The organism is Streptomyces albidoflavus (assembly GCF_000719955.1).
GTDB classification, from domain to species: domain Bacteria; phylum Actinomycetota; class Actinomycetes; order Streptomycetales; family Streptomycetaceae; genus Streptomyces; species Streptomyces albidoflavus.
On sequence record NZ_JOII01000005.1, the window covers coordinates 117,464 to 132,148 of the forward strand.

Annotated in this window: 13 protein-coding genes; 8 read left to right on the forward strand and 5 right to left on the reverse strand. The window is 73.3% G+C overall.

Going from position 1 to position 14,685, the window contains the following annotated elements:
• Positions 1-234: 234 nt before the first annotated feature.
• From IF45_RS0107150 to IF45_RS0107175, 6 genes are all read left to right on the forward strand, one after another.
• Complete coding sequence (locus IF45_RS0107150) at positions 235-3,207, forward strand: sensor histidine kinase (RefSeq protein WP_030306295.1); 2,973 nt, start codon at positions 235-237, stop codon at positions 3,205-3,207.
• Complete coding sequence (locus IF45_RS0107155; RefSeq protein WP_015507103.1) at positions 3,204-3,704, forward strand: roadblock/LC7 domain-containing protein; 501 nt, start codon at positions 3,204-3,206, stop codon at positions 3,702-3,704. Before IF45_RS0107150 ends, IF45_RS0107155 begins: the two co-directional genes overlap by 4 nt.
• The gene (locus IF45_RS0107160) at positions 3,701-4,102 is read left to right on the forward strand and encodes a DUF742 domain-containing protein (protein WP_003950837.1); all 402 of its coding nucleotides are present in this window, start codon (positions 3,701-3,703) and stop codon (positions 4,100-4,102) included. Before IF45_RS0107155 ends, IF45_RS0107160 begins: the two co-directional genes overlap by 4 nt.
• Positions 4,083-4,709, forward strand: a complete 627-nt coding sequence (locus IF45_RS0107165; protein WP_003950838.1) for a GTP-binding protein — start codon at positions 4,083-4,085, stop codon at positions 4,707-4,709. Before IF45_RS0107160 ends, IF45_RS0107165 begins: the two co-directional genes overlap by 20 nt.
• Positions 4,710-4,766: 57 nt before the next feature.
• Positions 4,767-6,011, forward strand: a complete 1,245-nt coding sequence (locus IF45_RS0107170) for a styrene monooxygenase/indole monooxygenase family protein (RefSeq protein WP_008415269.1) — start codon at positions 4,767-4,769, stop codon at positions 6,009-6,011.
• Positions 6,012-6,197: 186 nt separating this feature from the next.
• Complete coding sequence (locus IF45_RS0107175; RefSeq protein ID WP_030306297.1) at positions 6,198-6,413, forward strand: hypothetical protein; 216 nt, start codon at positions 6,198-6,200, stop codon at positions 6,411-6,413.
• A gap of 160 nt (positions 6,414-6,573) precedes the next feature.
• On the opposite strand, the gene IF45_RS0107180 is transcribed toward IF45_RS0107175, so the two are convergent.
• Complete coding sequence (locus IF45_RS0107180; protein WP_030306299.1) at positions 6,574-7,704, reverse strand: C40 family peptidase; 1,131 nt, start codon at positions 7,702-7,704, stop codon at positions 6,574-6,576.
• A 302-nt stretch (positions 7,705-8,006) separates the two neighbouring features.
• On the reverse strand, positions 8,007-8,270 hold the full coding sequence (locus IF45_RS0107185; RefSeq protein ID WP_030306301.1) for a DUF8847 domain-containing protein: 264 nt from the start codon (positions 8,268-8,270) through the stop codon (positions 8,007-8,009).
• Between the two features lie 159 nt (positions 8,271-8,429).
• Here IF45_RS0107185 and IF45_RS0107190 point away from each other — a divergent pair, with 159 nt between their 5' ends.
• Together IF45_RS0107190 and IF45_RS0107195 are read left to right on the forward strand one after the other, a co-directional pair.
• A complete protein-coding gene (locus IF45_RS0107190) occupies positions 8,430-9,584 on the forward strand; it encodes a baeRF3 domain-containing protein (protein WP_030306303.1) in 1,155 nt (384 codons plus the stop codon).
• A gap of 431 nt (positions 9,585-10,015) precedes the next feature.
• Complete coding sequence (locus IF45_RS0107195) at positions 10,016-11,122, forward strand: ferritin-like domain-containing protein (protein WP_003950845.1); 1,107 nt, start codon at positions 10,016-10,018, stop codon at positions 11,120-11,122.
• Positions 11,123-11,174: 52 nt separating this feature from the next.
• Here the strand turns inward: IF45_RS0107195 and IF45_RS0107200 are convergent, their stop codons facing one another.
• From IF45_RS0107200 to IF45_RS0107210, 3 genes are all read right to left on the reverse strand, one after another.
• A complete protein-coding gene (locus IF45_RS0107200) occupies positions 11,175-12,632 on the reverse strand; it encodes a penicillin-binding transpeptidase domain-containing protein (protein WP_003950846.1) in 1,458 nt (485 codons plus the stop codon).
• A complete protein-coding gene (locus IF45_RS0107205; RefSeq protein ID WP_030306304.1) occupies positions 12,629-14,026 on the reverse strand; it encodes an FtsW/RodA/SpoVE family cell cycle protein in 1,398 nt (465 codons plus the stop codon). The genes IF45_RS0107200 and IF45_RS0107205 overlap by 4 nt, the downstream gene beginning before the upstream one ends.
• Positions 14,027-14,182: 156 nt before the next feature.
• Entirely contained in the window at positions 14,183-14,560 is a 378-nt protein-coding gene (locus tag IF45_RS0107210) for an SH3 domain-containing protein (RefSeq protein WP_003950848.1), read from the reverse strand.
• Positions 14,561-14,685 lie beyond the last annotated feature (125 nt).

The window sequence follows — 14,685 nt, forward strand, 5'->3', positions numbered from 1 at the left end:
TGCCAAAGCGGACCGGTAACGTCCAACCGGCGCCCCGTGTGCGTCGTCAGCGGGGGAGGGGGAGACTTGCCCGCCAACTCCCGGTCGATGTTCACTCCTTCGGGTGGCCCGGCAGACGATGCGCGACCACTGCTCACACGCACTGGGAGGGTCGAGAGCCGTTCCGGAAGGGAGCTCGTGCTGACAGGACGTCACCCGGGCCCTTGGGTAGACGAGTCAAGAATGCGAGCACCGGTGCAGAAGAAGAGGCCTCGGGGCAAGGACGTCCGGACGGGCGACCAGGCGGAAGCCGCCACCCCGACCCCCGAAACCACCGCCCGTCCCGCACGCAAGGCCCGCGTGCGCAACCGCCTGATCATCGCCGTCGCGGTGGTCGCGGCCGCCGTCGCGGGCGCGGGCGTCCCGTCGGTCGTCGCCGCCTCCGGGCAGGCCACGGACGCCCAGGAACTGGTGGAGTTCTCCGAACTGACCCAGCAGGCGGTGACGCTCTCCCACTCGCTGGCCGACGAACGCGACGAGGTCACCGCCTACATCGCGGCCGGACGGCCCGAGGGCAGCGGCCTCTCCGAGAAGCGCAGCTCCCGGGTGGACCGGCAGGTCGAGGAGATCCGCGAGGGCGCCCCGGACACCCTGCGGGAGACCCTGGACACCATCGGCGCCGTCCGCCGCCAGGCGCTGACCGGCAAGGGCGACGCCCTAGACGCGCACAACGCCTACGCGACCGCGATCAACGAACTCCACAGCACCGCCCAGGAACTGGTCGCGAAGCTCCCCACGCGCAGCGGCCCCGGCCGGCTCGCCCTCAACGACCTCGACCGCGCCGTCGAGCAGGCCACCGCCACCCGGGGCCTGCTGCTCGCCGCCCTCGCCGTGCCGAGCAGCACCTCGCAGACCGGCGTCGACCCCGTCACCGGCCTGCCCGTGCAGACCCAGGCTGGGACCGCCGAGGAGACGAGGACCCGCAACGCCCTCAGTGCCGCCGCCCAGCAGGCGCAGGTCGCCGAGCGGGCCGCGCTGGCGGCGTTCGAGCGGGGCGCCTCCCCGGAGAACAAGGCGTCGTACCGGAACACGGTCAGCGGACCCGAGGTGACCACCGCCGAGAAGTACCTGGCGCGGCTCACCAGCGCGCCGACCCTCTCCGACGAGGACGCCGCGCTCAAGCCCGACAAGGTCGACGCCGCCCTCACCGCCCGCATCGAGCAGATGCGCGGCGTGGAGAACGCGCTGGCGGCGGCCCGCACCGGGCAGCTCGCCGAGCAGCGCGACGAGGACGTGCTCGCCCTGGAGATCCAGATCGGGCTGGTCGGGCTCTGCCTGCTCCTCGCGGTCGGCATGAGCATGGGCATGGCCCGCTCGCTGACCCGGCCGCTGGCCGTGCTGCGCCTGGGCACCGCCCGTCTCGCCGCCGACCCGGCGGGCGAGGAGCCGGTCAAGTTCACCGGCCGCAACGACGAGTTCGCCGAGGTCGTCCGCTCGGTCAACGCCCTCCACGCCCACCTCACCGGCCTGCACGAGCGGCTCACCGGCCTGGAGACCGACCGTAAGCACCTGGTCGGCGAGCGGGTCTCGATGGCCGAGGAGCGCGACGCCCTCCGCAAGGAGCTGGCCGCCTCCACCGCCCACCTGGAGCGGGCCCGCCAGTCCATCCACGGCACCTTCGTCAACCTGGCGCTGCGCTCGCTCGGCCTGGTCGAGCGGCAGCTGACGGTGATCGAGAACCTGGAGGAGAGCGAGCAGGACCCCGACCGCCTCGCCACCCTCTTCAAGCTCGACCACTTCGCCACCGTGATGCGCCGCCACAGCGAGAACCTGCTGGTCCTCGCGGGCGCCGAGCACGGCCACAGCCACGCGGGCCCGGTCCCGCTGGTCGACGTCGCCCGCGCCGCCGTCAGCGAGACCGAGCGGTACGAGCGCATCCGCATCTCCACGCTGCCCCCGCACTCGCACCTCGCGGGCTTCGCCGCCGACGACCTCAGCCATCTGCTCGCCGAGCTGATGGAGAACGCCACCTCGTTCTCCCCGCCCGACGCCCAGGTCGAGGTCTCCGGCTGGCTGCTGGAGAGCGGCGAGGTCATGCTCTCCGTCCAGGACGAGGGCATCGGCATGGCCGAGGAGCGCCTCGCCGAACTCAACAAGCGCCTCGCCCACGTCGGCACCGACGGCCTCTACGAGCCGGACGGCGACGGCGGCCTCGGGCTCGGCCTGTACGTGGTGGCCCGCATCGCGGCCCGGCACGGCATCCGCGTCCAGCTCCGCACCCAGCAGCAGGGCGGCGTCACCAGCGTCGTGGTGCTGCCCAAGTCGATCCTGGCCGCCGCCCCCTCGGGCACCCTGCCCGCCTCCGCCGACACCGCGGGCGGCTCCGCCCCGGTCCAGCTGCCGGGCGTCGACGCCGAGGCCAACTCCAACGTCCTGCCCGCCCCGCGCCGCGACGCCCCCGACGACGACTCGCTGGCCCGCGGCTCCACCGACCGGGTCATCGCCGCCGCCGAGAAGGCCGTACGGGAACGCGGCGAGCCCGCGGACCGGTCCGGCACCGCCAAGGCGGCCGAGGCGACCGAGCCGGCCGAGGCCACCGCAGAGGTGCCCGACGCCGAGGCGCCGGCCGAGCCCGCCACCCCGGCCGGCGAGCAGTCCGCGGCCCTCGCCGAGGAGTCCGCACCGGCCGCCGCCGAGGCCGTGCCCGAGGCCGAGGCGCCCGCCGCCGGGACCCCGGCAGCCTCCCCCGAGACGACGATGGAGCTGTACCTCCCCTCCCCGCGCCGCGAGCAGCCCGCCGCCGAGGAGCCGGGGGCCGCCGAGAAGGCCGCCGCCGAGGATGGGCGCGAGGCCGACGAGCCCGCCGCCCCGGGTCCGTACGCGATAGGGCCCGACGCGCACGAGCGCACCCGCGACGAGGCAGCCGCCCCGTCCGACTCCGTGCCGGCCCCCAGGCCGGCCCTCGACCAGCAGCCCGCCGAACCCGCCGATCGGGTCACGGACAAGGGACTGCCCAAGCGCACCCCCAAGCTGACCGCCCCGACCGCCGCGCCGAAGAAGCGCGCCGGCGGTGTCGACGCCGAGAAACTGCGGCAGCGGCTGGGCGGATTCCACTCGGGGGCCCAGGCCGGCCGCCGCGATGTCGAAGCCGAGATCGCGGAGCAGCCCGGCCTGTCAGGACCAACCGGTGAAGCTCAGGGGGACTCAGCCGAGGAGGCTCGCAGTTGACTGCGTCCAGTCCGACATCCGCTACTTCCCGTCAGAACGGTCTCAGCTCAGAAGCACGGAACCTGCACTGGCTGCTGACCAACCTCGTGGAGGAGGTGCCGGGCCTCAATTCGGTCGCGGTGGTCTCCTCCGACGGGCTGATGCTGCTCTCCTCCGACCCGGGGAGAAACGAGCCCGCCACGAGAGAGGCCCCGCAGGGGCCCAAGGGGTCCAGCGCCGACCTCGCCACCATCGTCTCCGGCGTCGGCAGCCTCACCATCGGGGCGTCCAAGCTCATGGAGGCCGGCAACGTCAAGCAGACGATGGTCGCCATGGAGGAGGGCAGCCTCTTCGTCATGTCCATCAGTGACGGCTCGCTGCTCGGTGTCCACGCCACCCCCGACTGCGACATGAGCATCGTCGCGTACCACATGGCGCTGTTCGTGGGCCGGGCCGGGCACGTGCTCACCCCCGAACTCCGCAGTGAACTTCGCCAGTCGATGGAGAGCGCCAAGTGAGCACCGCCAAGCTGCCCCGCCGGGGCGGGGAGCGTAAACCCGCCCGCGTCCGCCCGTACTCGCTGACCGGCGGCCGGACCCGGTTCGGGCACGTCCTGCTCGTGGAGACCTTCGTCGCCGCCCTGGAGGCACCCGAGGAGCGCAAGGAACTGCCCAACGGCACGTTCGGCGCGGCCCGGATCATGCCCGAGATGCAGGCGATCGTGGAACTCTGCCGGCGCATGCGCACCGTCGCCGAGATCGCGGCGATGCTGAAGATGCCGCTCGGCGTGGTGAGAGTGCTCCTCAGCGACCTCGCCGACCAGGGAAAGATCCGCGTGTACGGCAACGGGCACGGCCCGGGCCAGCCCGATCGCGCACTGCTCGAAAGGGTGCTGAATGGACTCCGCCGTCTCTGACCTCCTCCCCGCCGACGAGTCGGAGGAGACCCTCCAGCCCTGGCAGCGGGACAAGACCCGGGCCCCCATAGCCACCAAGATCGTGGTGGCGGGCGGCTTCGGTGTCGGCAAGACGACGCTCGTCACCACGGTCTCGGAGATCACTCCGCTGCAGACCGAGGCGCTGATGACGCAGGCCAGCGAGGAGACCGACGACCTCAGCGAGACGCCGGACAAGACGACGACCACCGTCGCCATGGACTTCGGCCGCATCACCCTCGACGACGACCTGGTCCTGTACCTGTTCGGCACGCCGGGGCAGCAGCGGTTCTGGTTCATGTGGGACGACCTGGTCCGCGGTGCCATCGGCGCCGTCGTCCTCGCCGACACCCGGCGGCTCTCCGACTGCTTCCCCGCCCTCGACTACTTCGAGAGCTGTGGGCTGCCCTACGTCGTCGCCGTCAACCACTTCGACGGGAGTACCAAGTTCGAGCCCGAGGACGTGCGGGAGGCCTTGACAGTGCCGCCCCACATCCCTGTGATCGTCATGGACGCCCGCATGCGGGTCTCGGCCATCGAGACGCTGCTCGCGCTGGTCGGCCACGCGCTCGACGTCACCCCCGAATAGCAGCAGGCGCGCCGCGGCGGACCGGCCGCGGCGCGCGCAACGCAAGGAGAACCCGCCATGCGGAGAATACTGATCGTCGGAGCCGGCCAGTCCGGGCTCCAGCTCGCCCTCGGACTCCAGGCCAACGGCTATGAGGTCACCCTCATGTCGAACCGCACCGCCGACGAGATCCGGACCGGGCGGGTCATGTCGACCCAGTGCATGTTCCACACCGCCCTCCAGCACGAGCGGGACATACAGGCCAACTTCTGGGAGTCGCAGGCCCCGAAGATCAAGGGGCTCGGCGTCTCCGTCGCCGGCCCCGACTCCTCGCGCGCCGTCGACTGGGTCGGCATGCTCGACGGCCACGCCCAGTCCGTCGACCAGCGGGTGAAGATGGCCGGCTGGATGGAGACCTTCGCCGAGCGCGGCGGCCAGGTCGTCATCCACGGCGCCGCCGTCTCCGACCTCGACTACTTCGCCCGCACGTACGACCTGGTCATGGTCTCGGCGGGCAAGGGCGAACTGGTCTCGATGTTCGAACGGGACGCCTCGCGCTCCCCGTTCACCACCCCGCAGCGCGCCCTCTCCGTCGCCTACGTGCACGGCATGGGCCCGCGCCCCGAGCACCCCGACTTCGACGCGGTCCGCTGCAACCTCGTCCCCGGCGTCGGCGAGCTCTTCGTGATGCCGACCTACACCACCTCCGGACGGGCCGACATCCTCTTCTGGGAGGGCATACCCGGCGGACCCCTCGACGCCTTCAAGGGCATCAAGGACCCCTCCGAGCACCTGGCGCTCACCCTGGAGCTGATGGAGAAGTTCACGCCCTGGGAGTACGCGCGCTCCACCCAGGTCGAGCTGACCGACGCGGGCGGCACCCTCGCCGGCCGGTACGCGCCCACCGTGCGCAAGCCGATCGGCCGGCTCCCCTCGGGCGGCCTGGTCCTCGGCGTCGCGGACGTGGTCGTCGCCAACGACCCGATCACCGGGCAGGGCTCCAACTCGGCCTCCAAGTGCGCGGCCTCGTACCTCTCCTCGATCCTCGGACACGGCGACCGCCCGTTCGACGAGGAGTGGATGCAGGCCACCTTCGACGGCTACTGGAACACCGCCCAGCACGTCGTCAAGTGGACCAACGCCATGCTCGGCGTCCCGCCGGAGCACGTGCTGAAGCTGATCGGCTCCGGCATGCGGTACCAGCAGGTCGCCGACCGCTTCGCCAACGGCTTCGACAACCCGGCCGACTTCGACAACTTCTTCTTCGACCCGGAGAAGACGGAGGCGTACCTGGCCGAGGTCGCCCAGGCGGACGCCGCCTGACCGAAGCCCCCGAGCACGACGCGAAGAGCCGCCCACCGGAACGCCTCCGGGGGCGGCTCTCGGCGTAAAGACGATCATTTCGCGCCACGCGTCTTTACGTTCTCTTTACGCGCCCGGTCTCCTCTGTGACGCTGGTGCCCGGACCCGGCCGGTGCCTGCGGGCCGGGGTGTGTGACGGGGGTTCACATGGTCAGTGTCGTCGTCTTTCTCGTGCTCATGTTCGGCGCGGCCCTGCTCTCCGCCGTCACCGTGCTGCGCCGTCGCAACCGCACCACGTACAACGCCGACGGGCTCCTCATCGAGCAGGCCCACCGCGACCAGGCCCACGTCGCCCGGTACGCCTACCGACACCCCTTCGTGGACGGTTCGTTCCCCGGTGGGTCGTCGGGGAGCCGACGCTGAGCCGGGGGCCGCACCTCCAGTACGACCGCGGTGCCCGCCACCGTGCTGTCCTCGTGCATCGTGATCCGTGTGCCGGGACGTGTCTCCCAGGCGGGCCGGAGGTGGAGCCGCACCCGGATCATGCCGCCGTGCGCGGTCCATGGGGCCGTCCTGCAGCGCCTCAGCTCTCCGGCGGCGCCTTCTGCGCGTACCCCGTGTCCGAGCCCTCGCGTGCGCCTTCCGGCAAGGTCGGCGGCTCGTACTCCGGGACCGGGGGCCCGTCCGGGTCGGGGCGGACCGCGCCGAGGACCGGGTTGGCGGCGACGGGGGAGACCTTGACGGCGGCGCCGGGGCGGGGGGCGTGGACGACCAGGCCGTCGCCGAGGTAGAGGGCGACGTGGGTGGCCTCGGGGAAGTAGACGACCAGGTCGCCGGGGCGGAGCTCGCGGAGCGGGACCCGGTCCAGTTCGGCCCACTGCTCCTGGCTGGTGCGCGGTACCCCGGTGCCCGCCGACGCCCAGGCCCGCTGGGTCAGCCCCGAGCAGTCGTAGGAGTCCGGGCCCTCGGCGCCCCACACGTACGGCTTGCCGATCTGGTCCACCGCGAACCGCACCGCCCGCTCCCCGCGCCGGGTCGGCACCGCCGAGGCCGAGCTGAGGCCGCCCGCGGCGACCAGGTTCCGCCCGGCCTCCTCGCCGCGTTCCGCCTCCAGCCCGTCCACCTCGGCGAGCTGGTCCGGGGAGAGGGAGGAGACCAGCGCCGTCACCTCGTCCAGCTTCTCCCGCGCCGCCTGGTGCTGGGCGCGCTGCCGGGCCGCCAGGACCTGCTCCTCGTCGAGGGCCGCCCGCGCCTGACGGGCCAGCCCCGAGGCGCGACGCTCGGCGGCGGTCAGCCGCTCCACCGTCGCCACCCGGTCGCGGGCGGCGCGGCGCAGCACGTGCTCCTGGTCGAGGGCGCCCTGCGCGTCGGCGGCCAGCAGCAGCCGGAGCGTGGGGGAGACCTCCACGACCCCCTGGTACTGCCGCCGCGCCAGCTGCCCCGCCGCGTCCCGCCCCTCGGCCAGCGCGACCCTGGCCTTGGCCAGACCGGTGCCGAGGCGCTTGTTGCGGGCCCGCCGCTCGGCGAGGGTACGGGCGGTCGCCTGGTACGTCTCGGTGGCCTCGCCCAGTTCCCGGTGGAGCCGCTGAAGCTCCGTCAGCAGCTGGGCGGGGCTGCCGCCCGCCGGATCGGGGGCCGCCGGAGCTCCCGGTGCCGCCCCCAGCGCCAGCGCCGCCAGCGCCGCGGTCGTGGCCGCCCTCCATCTGCCCGACACCCGCGCACCTCCCGGTGCGGGGCAGGCCCTCCGCCCCGCACCTGTGAGCCTGCGCGTCCGAGGGCGGCCCCGCGCCCGGCGCTGGGCCACCTCGGGGGCGCTGTCACCCGTTCCGCCGCACGGGCACGGGTCAGTCGCGGGGCTCCCGCCTCGACCAGGGCCAGCGCACCCTGCGCCCGCCGGGCGGGGTGTCGGGCGCGTACTGCCCCGCACCTGTGAGCCTGCGCGTCCGGGGGCGGGCCCGCGCCCGGCGCTGGGCCACCTCGGGGGCGCTGTCACCCGTTCCGCCGCACGGGCGCGGGTCAGTCGCGGCCCTCCCGCCTCGACCAGGGCCAGCGCACCCCGCGCCCGCCGGGCGGGGTGTCGGGCGCGTACACGTACAGCCAGCCGCGCACGATGCCGGTGCGGCGGCCGCGGGCGGCCGGTTCGCGGAGGTAGACCAGGGTGCCGCCCTCGGGGACGGCCACCTCGTAACGGGCCGGGACCTGGCCGGTCAGCCCGGTCACCACGGGCAGTACGCGGCCGTCCAGCGGCCCTCCGACGAAGGCGGTGTCCTCGGTTCTCACCCGCCCAGTGTCGCCCACCCGCCCGGCACCGGCACCGGCGGGAGGAGACCGGCGCGGGCCACGTTTTCCGTCCTGGGCCTCGGGCACGCGAGTCGCGGGATCACCCCGCCGGTGTTCCCCTGGAGTGGACCTTTCGCCGAAGCGCACTGGGAGCCGTCGATGCACACCAGCGAACTGACCCCGGCCGTGCTGAAGGAGTTGCGCAGGCCCCGGCCCTACCCGGCGGTCTCGCTGCTCATGCCGACGCACCGGGCCCGGCCCGAGCGCGACCAGGACTTCATCCGGCTGCGCAACCTCCTCTCCGAGGCCCGCAAGCGGCTGCGCGAGGACCCCGGGGTCGAGCGGGACGCCCGGCTGGAGCTGGAGGAGGTCCTCAAGGAGGAGACTTTCCAGGAGTTCGAGGACATCATCTACGCCGGGGACGGGCTGCTCCTGCTGGTGGCCCCCGGTGAGGAGCTGCAGACCTGGCAGCTGACCACCCCGGTGGAGGTGCCCACCCGGATCGTCTTCTCGGACACCTACCTGACCAGCCCGATGGTCAACGCCCGCCTGCACGCCCGCCCGTACTACGTCCTCGTCCTCGACCAGGAGATGAGCCGCCTCTGGGTCGGCGAGGGGGAGCGGCTGACCGAGGTCGAGGACCACGGGTTCCCGGCCCCGCCGGAGATCCCGGACCCGGAGGACGCCATCCCCGGTCCGCTCTACGGCCGCAGCCCCAGCGCCATCCGCGAGGAGCGCGTCCGCCAGTACATGACGGACGTGGACGAGCGGCTGACCCGGGCGCTCGACGCCCAGCCGCTGCCGCTCTTCGTGGTCGGCGGGTCCGAGGTGCTGCCCCGCTTCGAAGCGGTCTCGCGGCACGCCGCCGAACTGGCCGGGCGGCTGGAGCTGGCCGGGCAGGACACAGAGACCGGGCCCCGGCTGGCGGAGCGGCTGGCACCCGCCCGTGAGGAGTGGTTCAAGGAGCTGGTCCGCCGGGACATGGCCGCCCTCGACGACGCCCGCAGCGCCAAGCGGTTCACCTCGGGGCTGCCCGAGGTGTGGACGATGGTGGCGGAACGCAGGGTGTCCCTGCTGCTCGTCGAGGAGAGCTTTGTGGCCGTGGGCCACGTGGACGAGGAGGGGCGGCTGCATCTCGGGGAGGTGCCCGAGGAGACCGAGCCGCCGATCGACATCGAGGTCGGGCTGTCGGCCGAGACCGACATCATCGACACCCTCGTCGAAACCGCCCTCGACGGCGACGCCCAGGTCCGCTTCGTCCCCGACGGCACCCTCACGGGGGATGGCCGCGTGGCGGCCGTCGCCCGGTACTGAGGGGGGGCCTCACACGCCGGCCGGGCTCGGTGGCCTCAAACGCCGGCCGGGCTCGAGTGGCCTCAATCGCCGGCCGGGCTTGAGTGGCCTCAATCGCCGGCCGGGCTATCAATAGCCCGGCCGGCGATTGAGGCCATCGGTGACCGGTGGCAGAGGTGCCACCTCAGCCCCGTCACAGCCGGGCCGGCGTCTGAGGCCAACCAAGCCCGGCCGGCGCTTGAGGCCACCGAGCCAGGCCGGCGCTTGAGGACACCCCACCCCGACCTGGGGGTAACCCAGGGTTACAGCGCACCCCCGGCGCCCGGCCGAGCGCCGCAAATCCCCCTCGCACGCCTGGTTGACCACGCCCCCCGGGCGTGTGAGCCTGCGAGCGGGCGCTGCCGCCCGGCCCGGCGGCACGCCTCCCCCGGACCGAGTGGAGGAGTGCCGCCGTGTCGACTCGCGATCTCTACACCGAACCCCCCTCCGACCCCCTGTGGCAGGTCCCGGCGACGGGTGCCGCCCGCTTCAGCTGGGAGTACGACGAAGGCCGCGACCGCCTGCTCTCCCTGTACCAGAAGGGCAAGGACAAGCAGTGGGACGGCGCCCGCCGCATCGACTGGGAGCTGGAGGTCGACCCGTACGACCCCCTCGGCACCCCGGACGAGGCGCTGACCCTGCACGGCACGCGCCACTGGGCGCGGATGACCGAGCGTGACAAGGCCGAGCTGCGGCGGCACTACGCCTCCTGGCAGTTCAGCCAGTTCCTCCACGGGGAGCAGGGCGCGATGATCTGCGCCGCCCGCATCGTGGAGTCCGTACCGGACATGGACGCCAAGTTCTACTCCGCCACCCAGACCATGGACGAGGCCCGCCACGCCGAGATCTACGGGCGGTTCCTCCACGAGAAGATCGGGATGCTCTACCCGGTCAACGACAACCTCCAGTCGCTCCTCGGCGACACCCTGCGCGACTCCCGCTGGGACATGCCCTACCTCGGTATGCAGGTCCTCATCGAGGGGCTGGCGCTGGCCGCCTTCGGGATGATCCGCGACACCACCGACAAGCCGCTGCCCAAGCAGATCCTCGCCTACGTCATGCAGGACGAGGCCCGGCACGTCGCCTTCGGCCGGATGGCGCTGCGCGACTACTACCGCCAGCTCACCGACGCCGAACTCCGCGAGCGCGAGGAGTTCGTCATCGAGGGCTGCTACCTGATGCGCGACCGGCTGCGCGGCGTCGAGGTGCTGGAGAACTTCGGCATCTCCAAGGCCGAGGCCCACGAGTTCAGCGAGCAGTCGGAGTTCCTGCACCTCTTCCGCAAGCTGCTGTTCAGCCGGATCGTCCCCTGCGTCAAGGACATCGGCCTGTGGGGCGAACGCCTCCAGCGGGCCTACGTCGACATGGGTGTCTTCGACCTCGGCGACCACAACCTCGACCTGCTGATGGCCCAGGACGAGGAGATCGCCGAGAAGCTGGACGCCGAGCGGTTCGCCGCCGAGGAGCAGGAGCGGGTCAGCGAGGTCACCGACGCCATCCGCGCCGGCGCCGAGAGCTGACGGCCCGAAGGGACAGGGAACACCACGGGGAACACCGGGAGGCGGCGCCGGCTCAGCGGCCGAGCGCCGCCTCCATCACGGCGCGGGCGATCGGCGCGGCCGTCCCCCCGCCGCTGATCGCCTCCCGCCGCGCCTCCTCGTCCTCGACCACCACCGCCACGGCGACCGCCGGTTCGATCGCCTCCTCGTCCCGCGCCCAGGAGATGAACCAGGCGTACGGGACGCCCGCGTTGCCCACGCCGTGCTGGGCCGTGCCGGTCTTCCCGCCGACCTCCGCGCCCTCGATCGCGGCGTTGGTGCCCGTACCGTCCTCGACGACGTCGCGCATCAGCTGCCGCAGGACGGAGGCGGTCCCGGGGTTCATCACCTGGCGGTAGCCGGGCGGCCCGCCGGTCCACACCGGGGAGCCGGACCCGGTGGTGGTCCCCTCGACCAGCCGGGGCGGGCGGACCGAACCCCCCGCCGCCACGGCCGCCGCCACCGAGGCCATCTGGAGCGGCGTGGCCCGGGTGTCGTACTGCCCGATCGAGGAGAGGGCCAGCTGCGCCTCGTCCATCCCGGTGGCGAAGGTGCTCGGCGCGACCCGGGAGGGGATGCGCAGCCCCCGGTCGTTGAAGCCGAACCGTTCGGCGGCGGCGACCATGCCGTCCAGCCCGACCCGCACCCCGAGCCCCGCGAAGACCGTGTTGCACGACCACTGGAAGGCGTACCGCAGCGAGGCGTCCGCACACCCCTCCACCTCGTTGCTGAGCTGCTTCTCGCTGCCGGGCAGGGTGTACGGGTCGGGGGAGCGGGTCGGCGCGTCCGGGTCGGTGACCGTGCCCGCGTCGAGGGCGGCGGCGGCCGTCACCACCTTGAAGGCCGACCCGGGCGGATAGGTCTGCCGGATCGCCCGGTTCAGCATCGGCTCGTCGGCGGCCCGGGTCAGCTGCTGCCACGCCCCGGCCGCCGCCGGACCGGTGCCGGAGAGGCGGCCCGGGTCGTAGGAGGGCGAGGAGACCAGGGCGAGGACCCGGCCGCTGACCGGTTCCAGCGCCGCCACCGCGCCCTTGCGCCCGGCCAGCCCCTCGTACGCCGCCTTCTGCACGGCCGCCTTGATGGTGGTGGCCACCTTGCCGCCGGGGCTGCGGCCGCCCGTCAGGTCGTTCCAGAGCGGCAGCGGGGCGAGGCCCGGGTCGGTGCCGGACAGCACGCCGTCCTCGGCCGCCTCCAGCAGGGTGGTGCCGTACTGCTGGGAGGCGTAGCCGGTGACCGGGGCGTAGAGCGGGCCGTCGGTGTAGGTCCGTTCGTAGCGCAGGAGTTCGCCGGTGTCGCGGGAGCCGGTGACGGGGCGTCCGTCGACCAGGATCTCGCCGCGCGGCTGGGCGTAGCGGGTGATGGCGGTGCGCCGGTTGGCGGAGCTGTCGGTGAGTTCGGCGCCGGTGAAGAGCTGGAGGCGGGCGGTGTGGACCAGCAGTGCCAGCAGCAGGAGGAGGCAGAGCACGCCCGCGCGGCGGATGCAGCGGGTCACCGGTCCGCCTCCGCGAGGGCGGGCGCCTGGCGGCGGGCGGAGTCGCTGAGCCGGATCAGCAGCGCCACGATCACCCAGTTGGTCACCACCGAGGAGCCGCCCTGGGCGAGGAAGGGCATGGCCATGCCGGTCAGCGGGATGAGCCCGGTCACCCCGCCCGCGATGACGAAGACCTGGAGCGCCACGATCGAGGCGAGCCCGGTCGCCAGCAGCCGCCCGAACGGGTCCTCCAGCGCCAGCCCGCACCGGAAACCCCGTTCGACCAGCAGCCCGTAGAGCACGAAGAGCGCGGCCAGGCCCGCCCAGCCCAGTTCCTCGCCGGCGGTGGCGAGGATGAAGTCGGATTTGGCGGCGAAGCCGATGAGGACGGAGTGGCCGGCGCCCAGGCCGGTGCCGAAGAGGCCGCCGGAGGCGAAGGCGAAGAGGGACTGGGCGAGCTGGCTGGAGCCCTCGCCGGCCTCGATGGAGGCGAGCGGGTGGAGCCAGTCGGTGACGCGGGCGTGCACGTGCGGCTCCAGACGCCCCACCGCCCACGCCCCGGCCCCCGCCAGCAGCAGCCCGACGGTGATCCACCCCGTCCAGCCGGTCGCCACGTAGAGCATCACCACGAAGAGGCCGAAGAAGAGCAGCGAGGTGCCGAGGTCCCGTTCCAGGACGAGGACGCCGACGCTCAGCAACCACACCGCCGCCACCGGCCCCAGCGCCCGTCCGGTCGGCAGCCGTACCCCCCACACCTTGCGCCCGCTGTCGCGCAGCACGGCGAGCCCCGCCGCCAGGTGCCCGGCGAAGAAGACGGCGAGCAGCACCTTGGCGAACTCGGCGGGCTGGAAGGAGAACCCGCCGAACCTGATCCAGATGCGGGCGCCGTTGACCGGCGGGAAGAAGACCGGCAGCACCATCAGCGTGAGCGCGGCCGCCACCGAGAGGAAGGTGTAGCGCCGCAGCACCCGGTGGTCGCGGACGAGCAGCACCACCAGGATGAACAGGGCCGCTCCCGCCGTCGACCAGACGAGCTGCGAGCCGGCCGCCTGGTCGTGGGGCGTCTCCTGGTCCAGACGGTGGATCAGCACCAGCCCCATGCCGTTGAGGAGCACCGCGATGGGCAGCAGCAGCGGATCGGCGTACGGGGCGGTGAGCCGGACGGCGCCGTGGGCCAGCAGGGCCAGCGCGCCGAGCCCGGCGGCGTACCGCAGGGTGTCCGGCGGCGGCGTGCCGTGCAGGGTCAGGCCCACTGTCAGGTAGCCGGAGACCGAGAGCAGGACGGCCACCAGGAGGAGGAAGAACTCGGTCCCGCGCCGGCTCGGCCCGTCGGCCGCCGGTCCTCGGAGGCCGGGGCCCGGGGTGACCGGGCGCGGCGGGGGACCGGTGGTCGGGCCGGTCGTCGTTCCGGTCATGGCGGGAACGTAGCAAGTATCGGGCGGGATGTCCGTCGCGCGCCGATATGTCCGGGCGGCCGTGTTCCCTGCCGGGCGGCCGCCGGGCGGGGACGTGCCGGAGCCCGGCCGGTGCCTCGTGGGCTCCGGCCGGGCTCCTGGTCGCGTGGGGCTACGTCAGCACCAGCGCGGGGCCTCGCCGATGTTCTCGATGTAGCGCGCCGAACCCCAGGCCCAGCGGCCGTTGGTCAGCAGGTACCAGCGCGGGTTGCCGTCCACCACGTCGCGGGACTCGACCTTGCAGCGGATGTCGACGACCTTGCCGTAGGGCACGGTGCCGACGACCGCGCCGCCGCGGGTCGGGGCGTCGCGCAGGATCAGGCCCGTCTTGGCGATGACCCGGCCCTTGTAGACCTTGGGGGCGGCGACGGCCGCCTGGTTCGACGCCTGGGCGTCCTCGGGGGTCGGGGCGAGGGCGCCGGCCGGGGCGGCGAGGGCGAGGGTGCCGGCGGCGACGAGCGTGCCGACCTTGATGACCTGGGACCGCAGGGACATGAACTCTCCTTGAGAGAACGAAGGTGGTGTTCCGACAGATCTGACGCTATGAGGGGTATGTCCCTCCCGCCACCGCACGGACCGTCAGCTAGGCCGTCCGCCGGAACGGTCCGCCGGACGGGTGC

Bases quoted from the DNA above. Each gene is read 5' to 3' on its own strand.
- IF45_RS0107165 (WP_003950838.1), top strand. From the start codon at position 4,083: ATGGACTCCGCCGTCTCTGACCTCCTCCCCGCCGACGAGTCGGAGGAG.
- IF45_RS0107170 (WP_008415269.1), top strand. From the start codon at position 4,767: ATGCGGAGAATACTGATCGTCGGAGCCGGCCAGTCCGGGCTCCAGCTC.
- IF45_RS0107175 (WP_030306297.1), top strand. From the start codon at position 6,198: ATGGTCAGTGTCGTCGTCTTTCTCGTGCTCATGTTCGGCGCGGCCCTG.
- IF45_RS0107190 (WP_030306303.1), top strand. From the start codon at position 8,430: ATGCACACCAGCGAACTGACCCCGGCCGTGCTGAAGGAGTTGCGCAGG.
- IF45_RS0107205 (WP_030306304.1), bottom strand. From the start codon at position 14,026: ATGACCGGAACGACGACCGGCCCGACCACCGGTCCCCCGCCGCGCCCG.
- IF45_RS0107210 (WP_003950848.1), bottom strand. From the start codon at position 14,560: ATGTCCCTGCGGTCCCAGGTCATCAAGGTCGGCACGCTCGTCGCCGCC.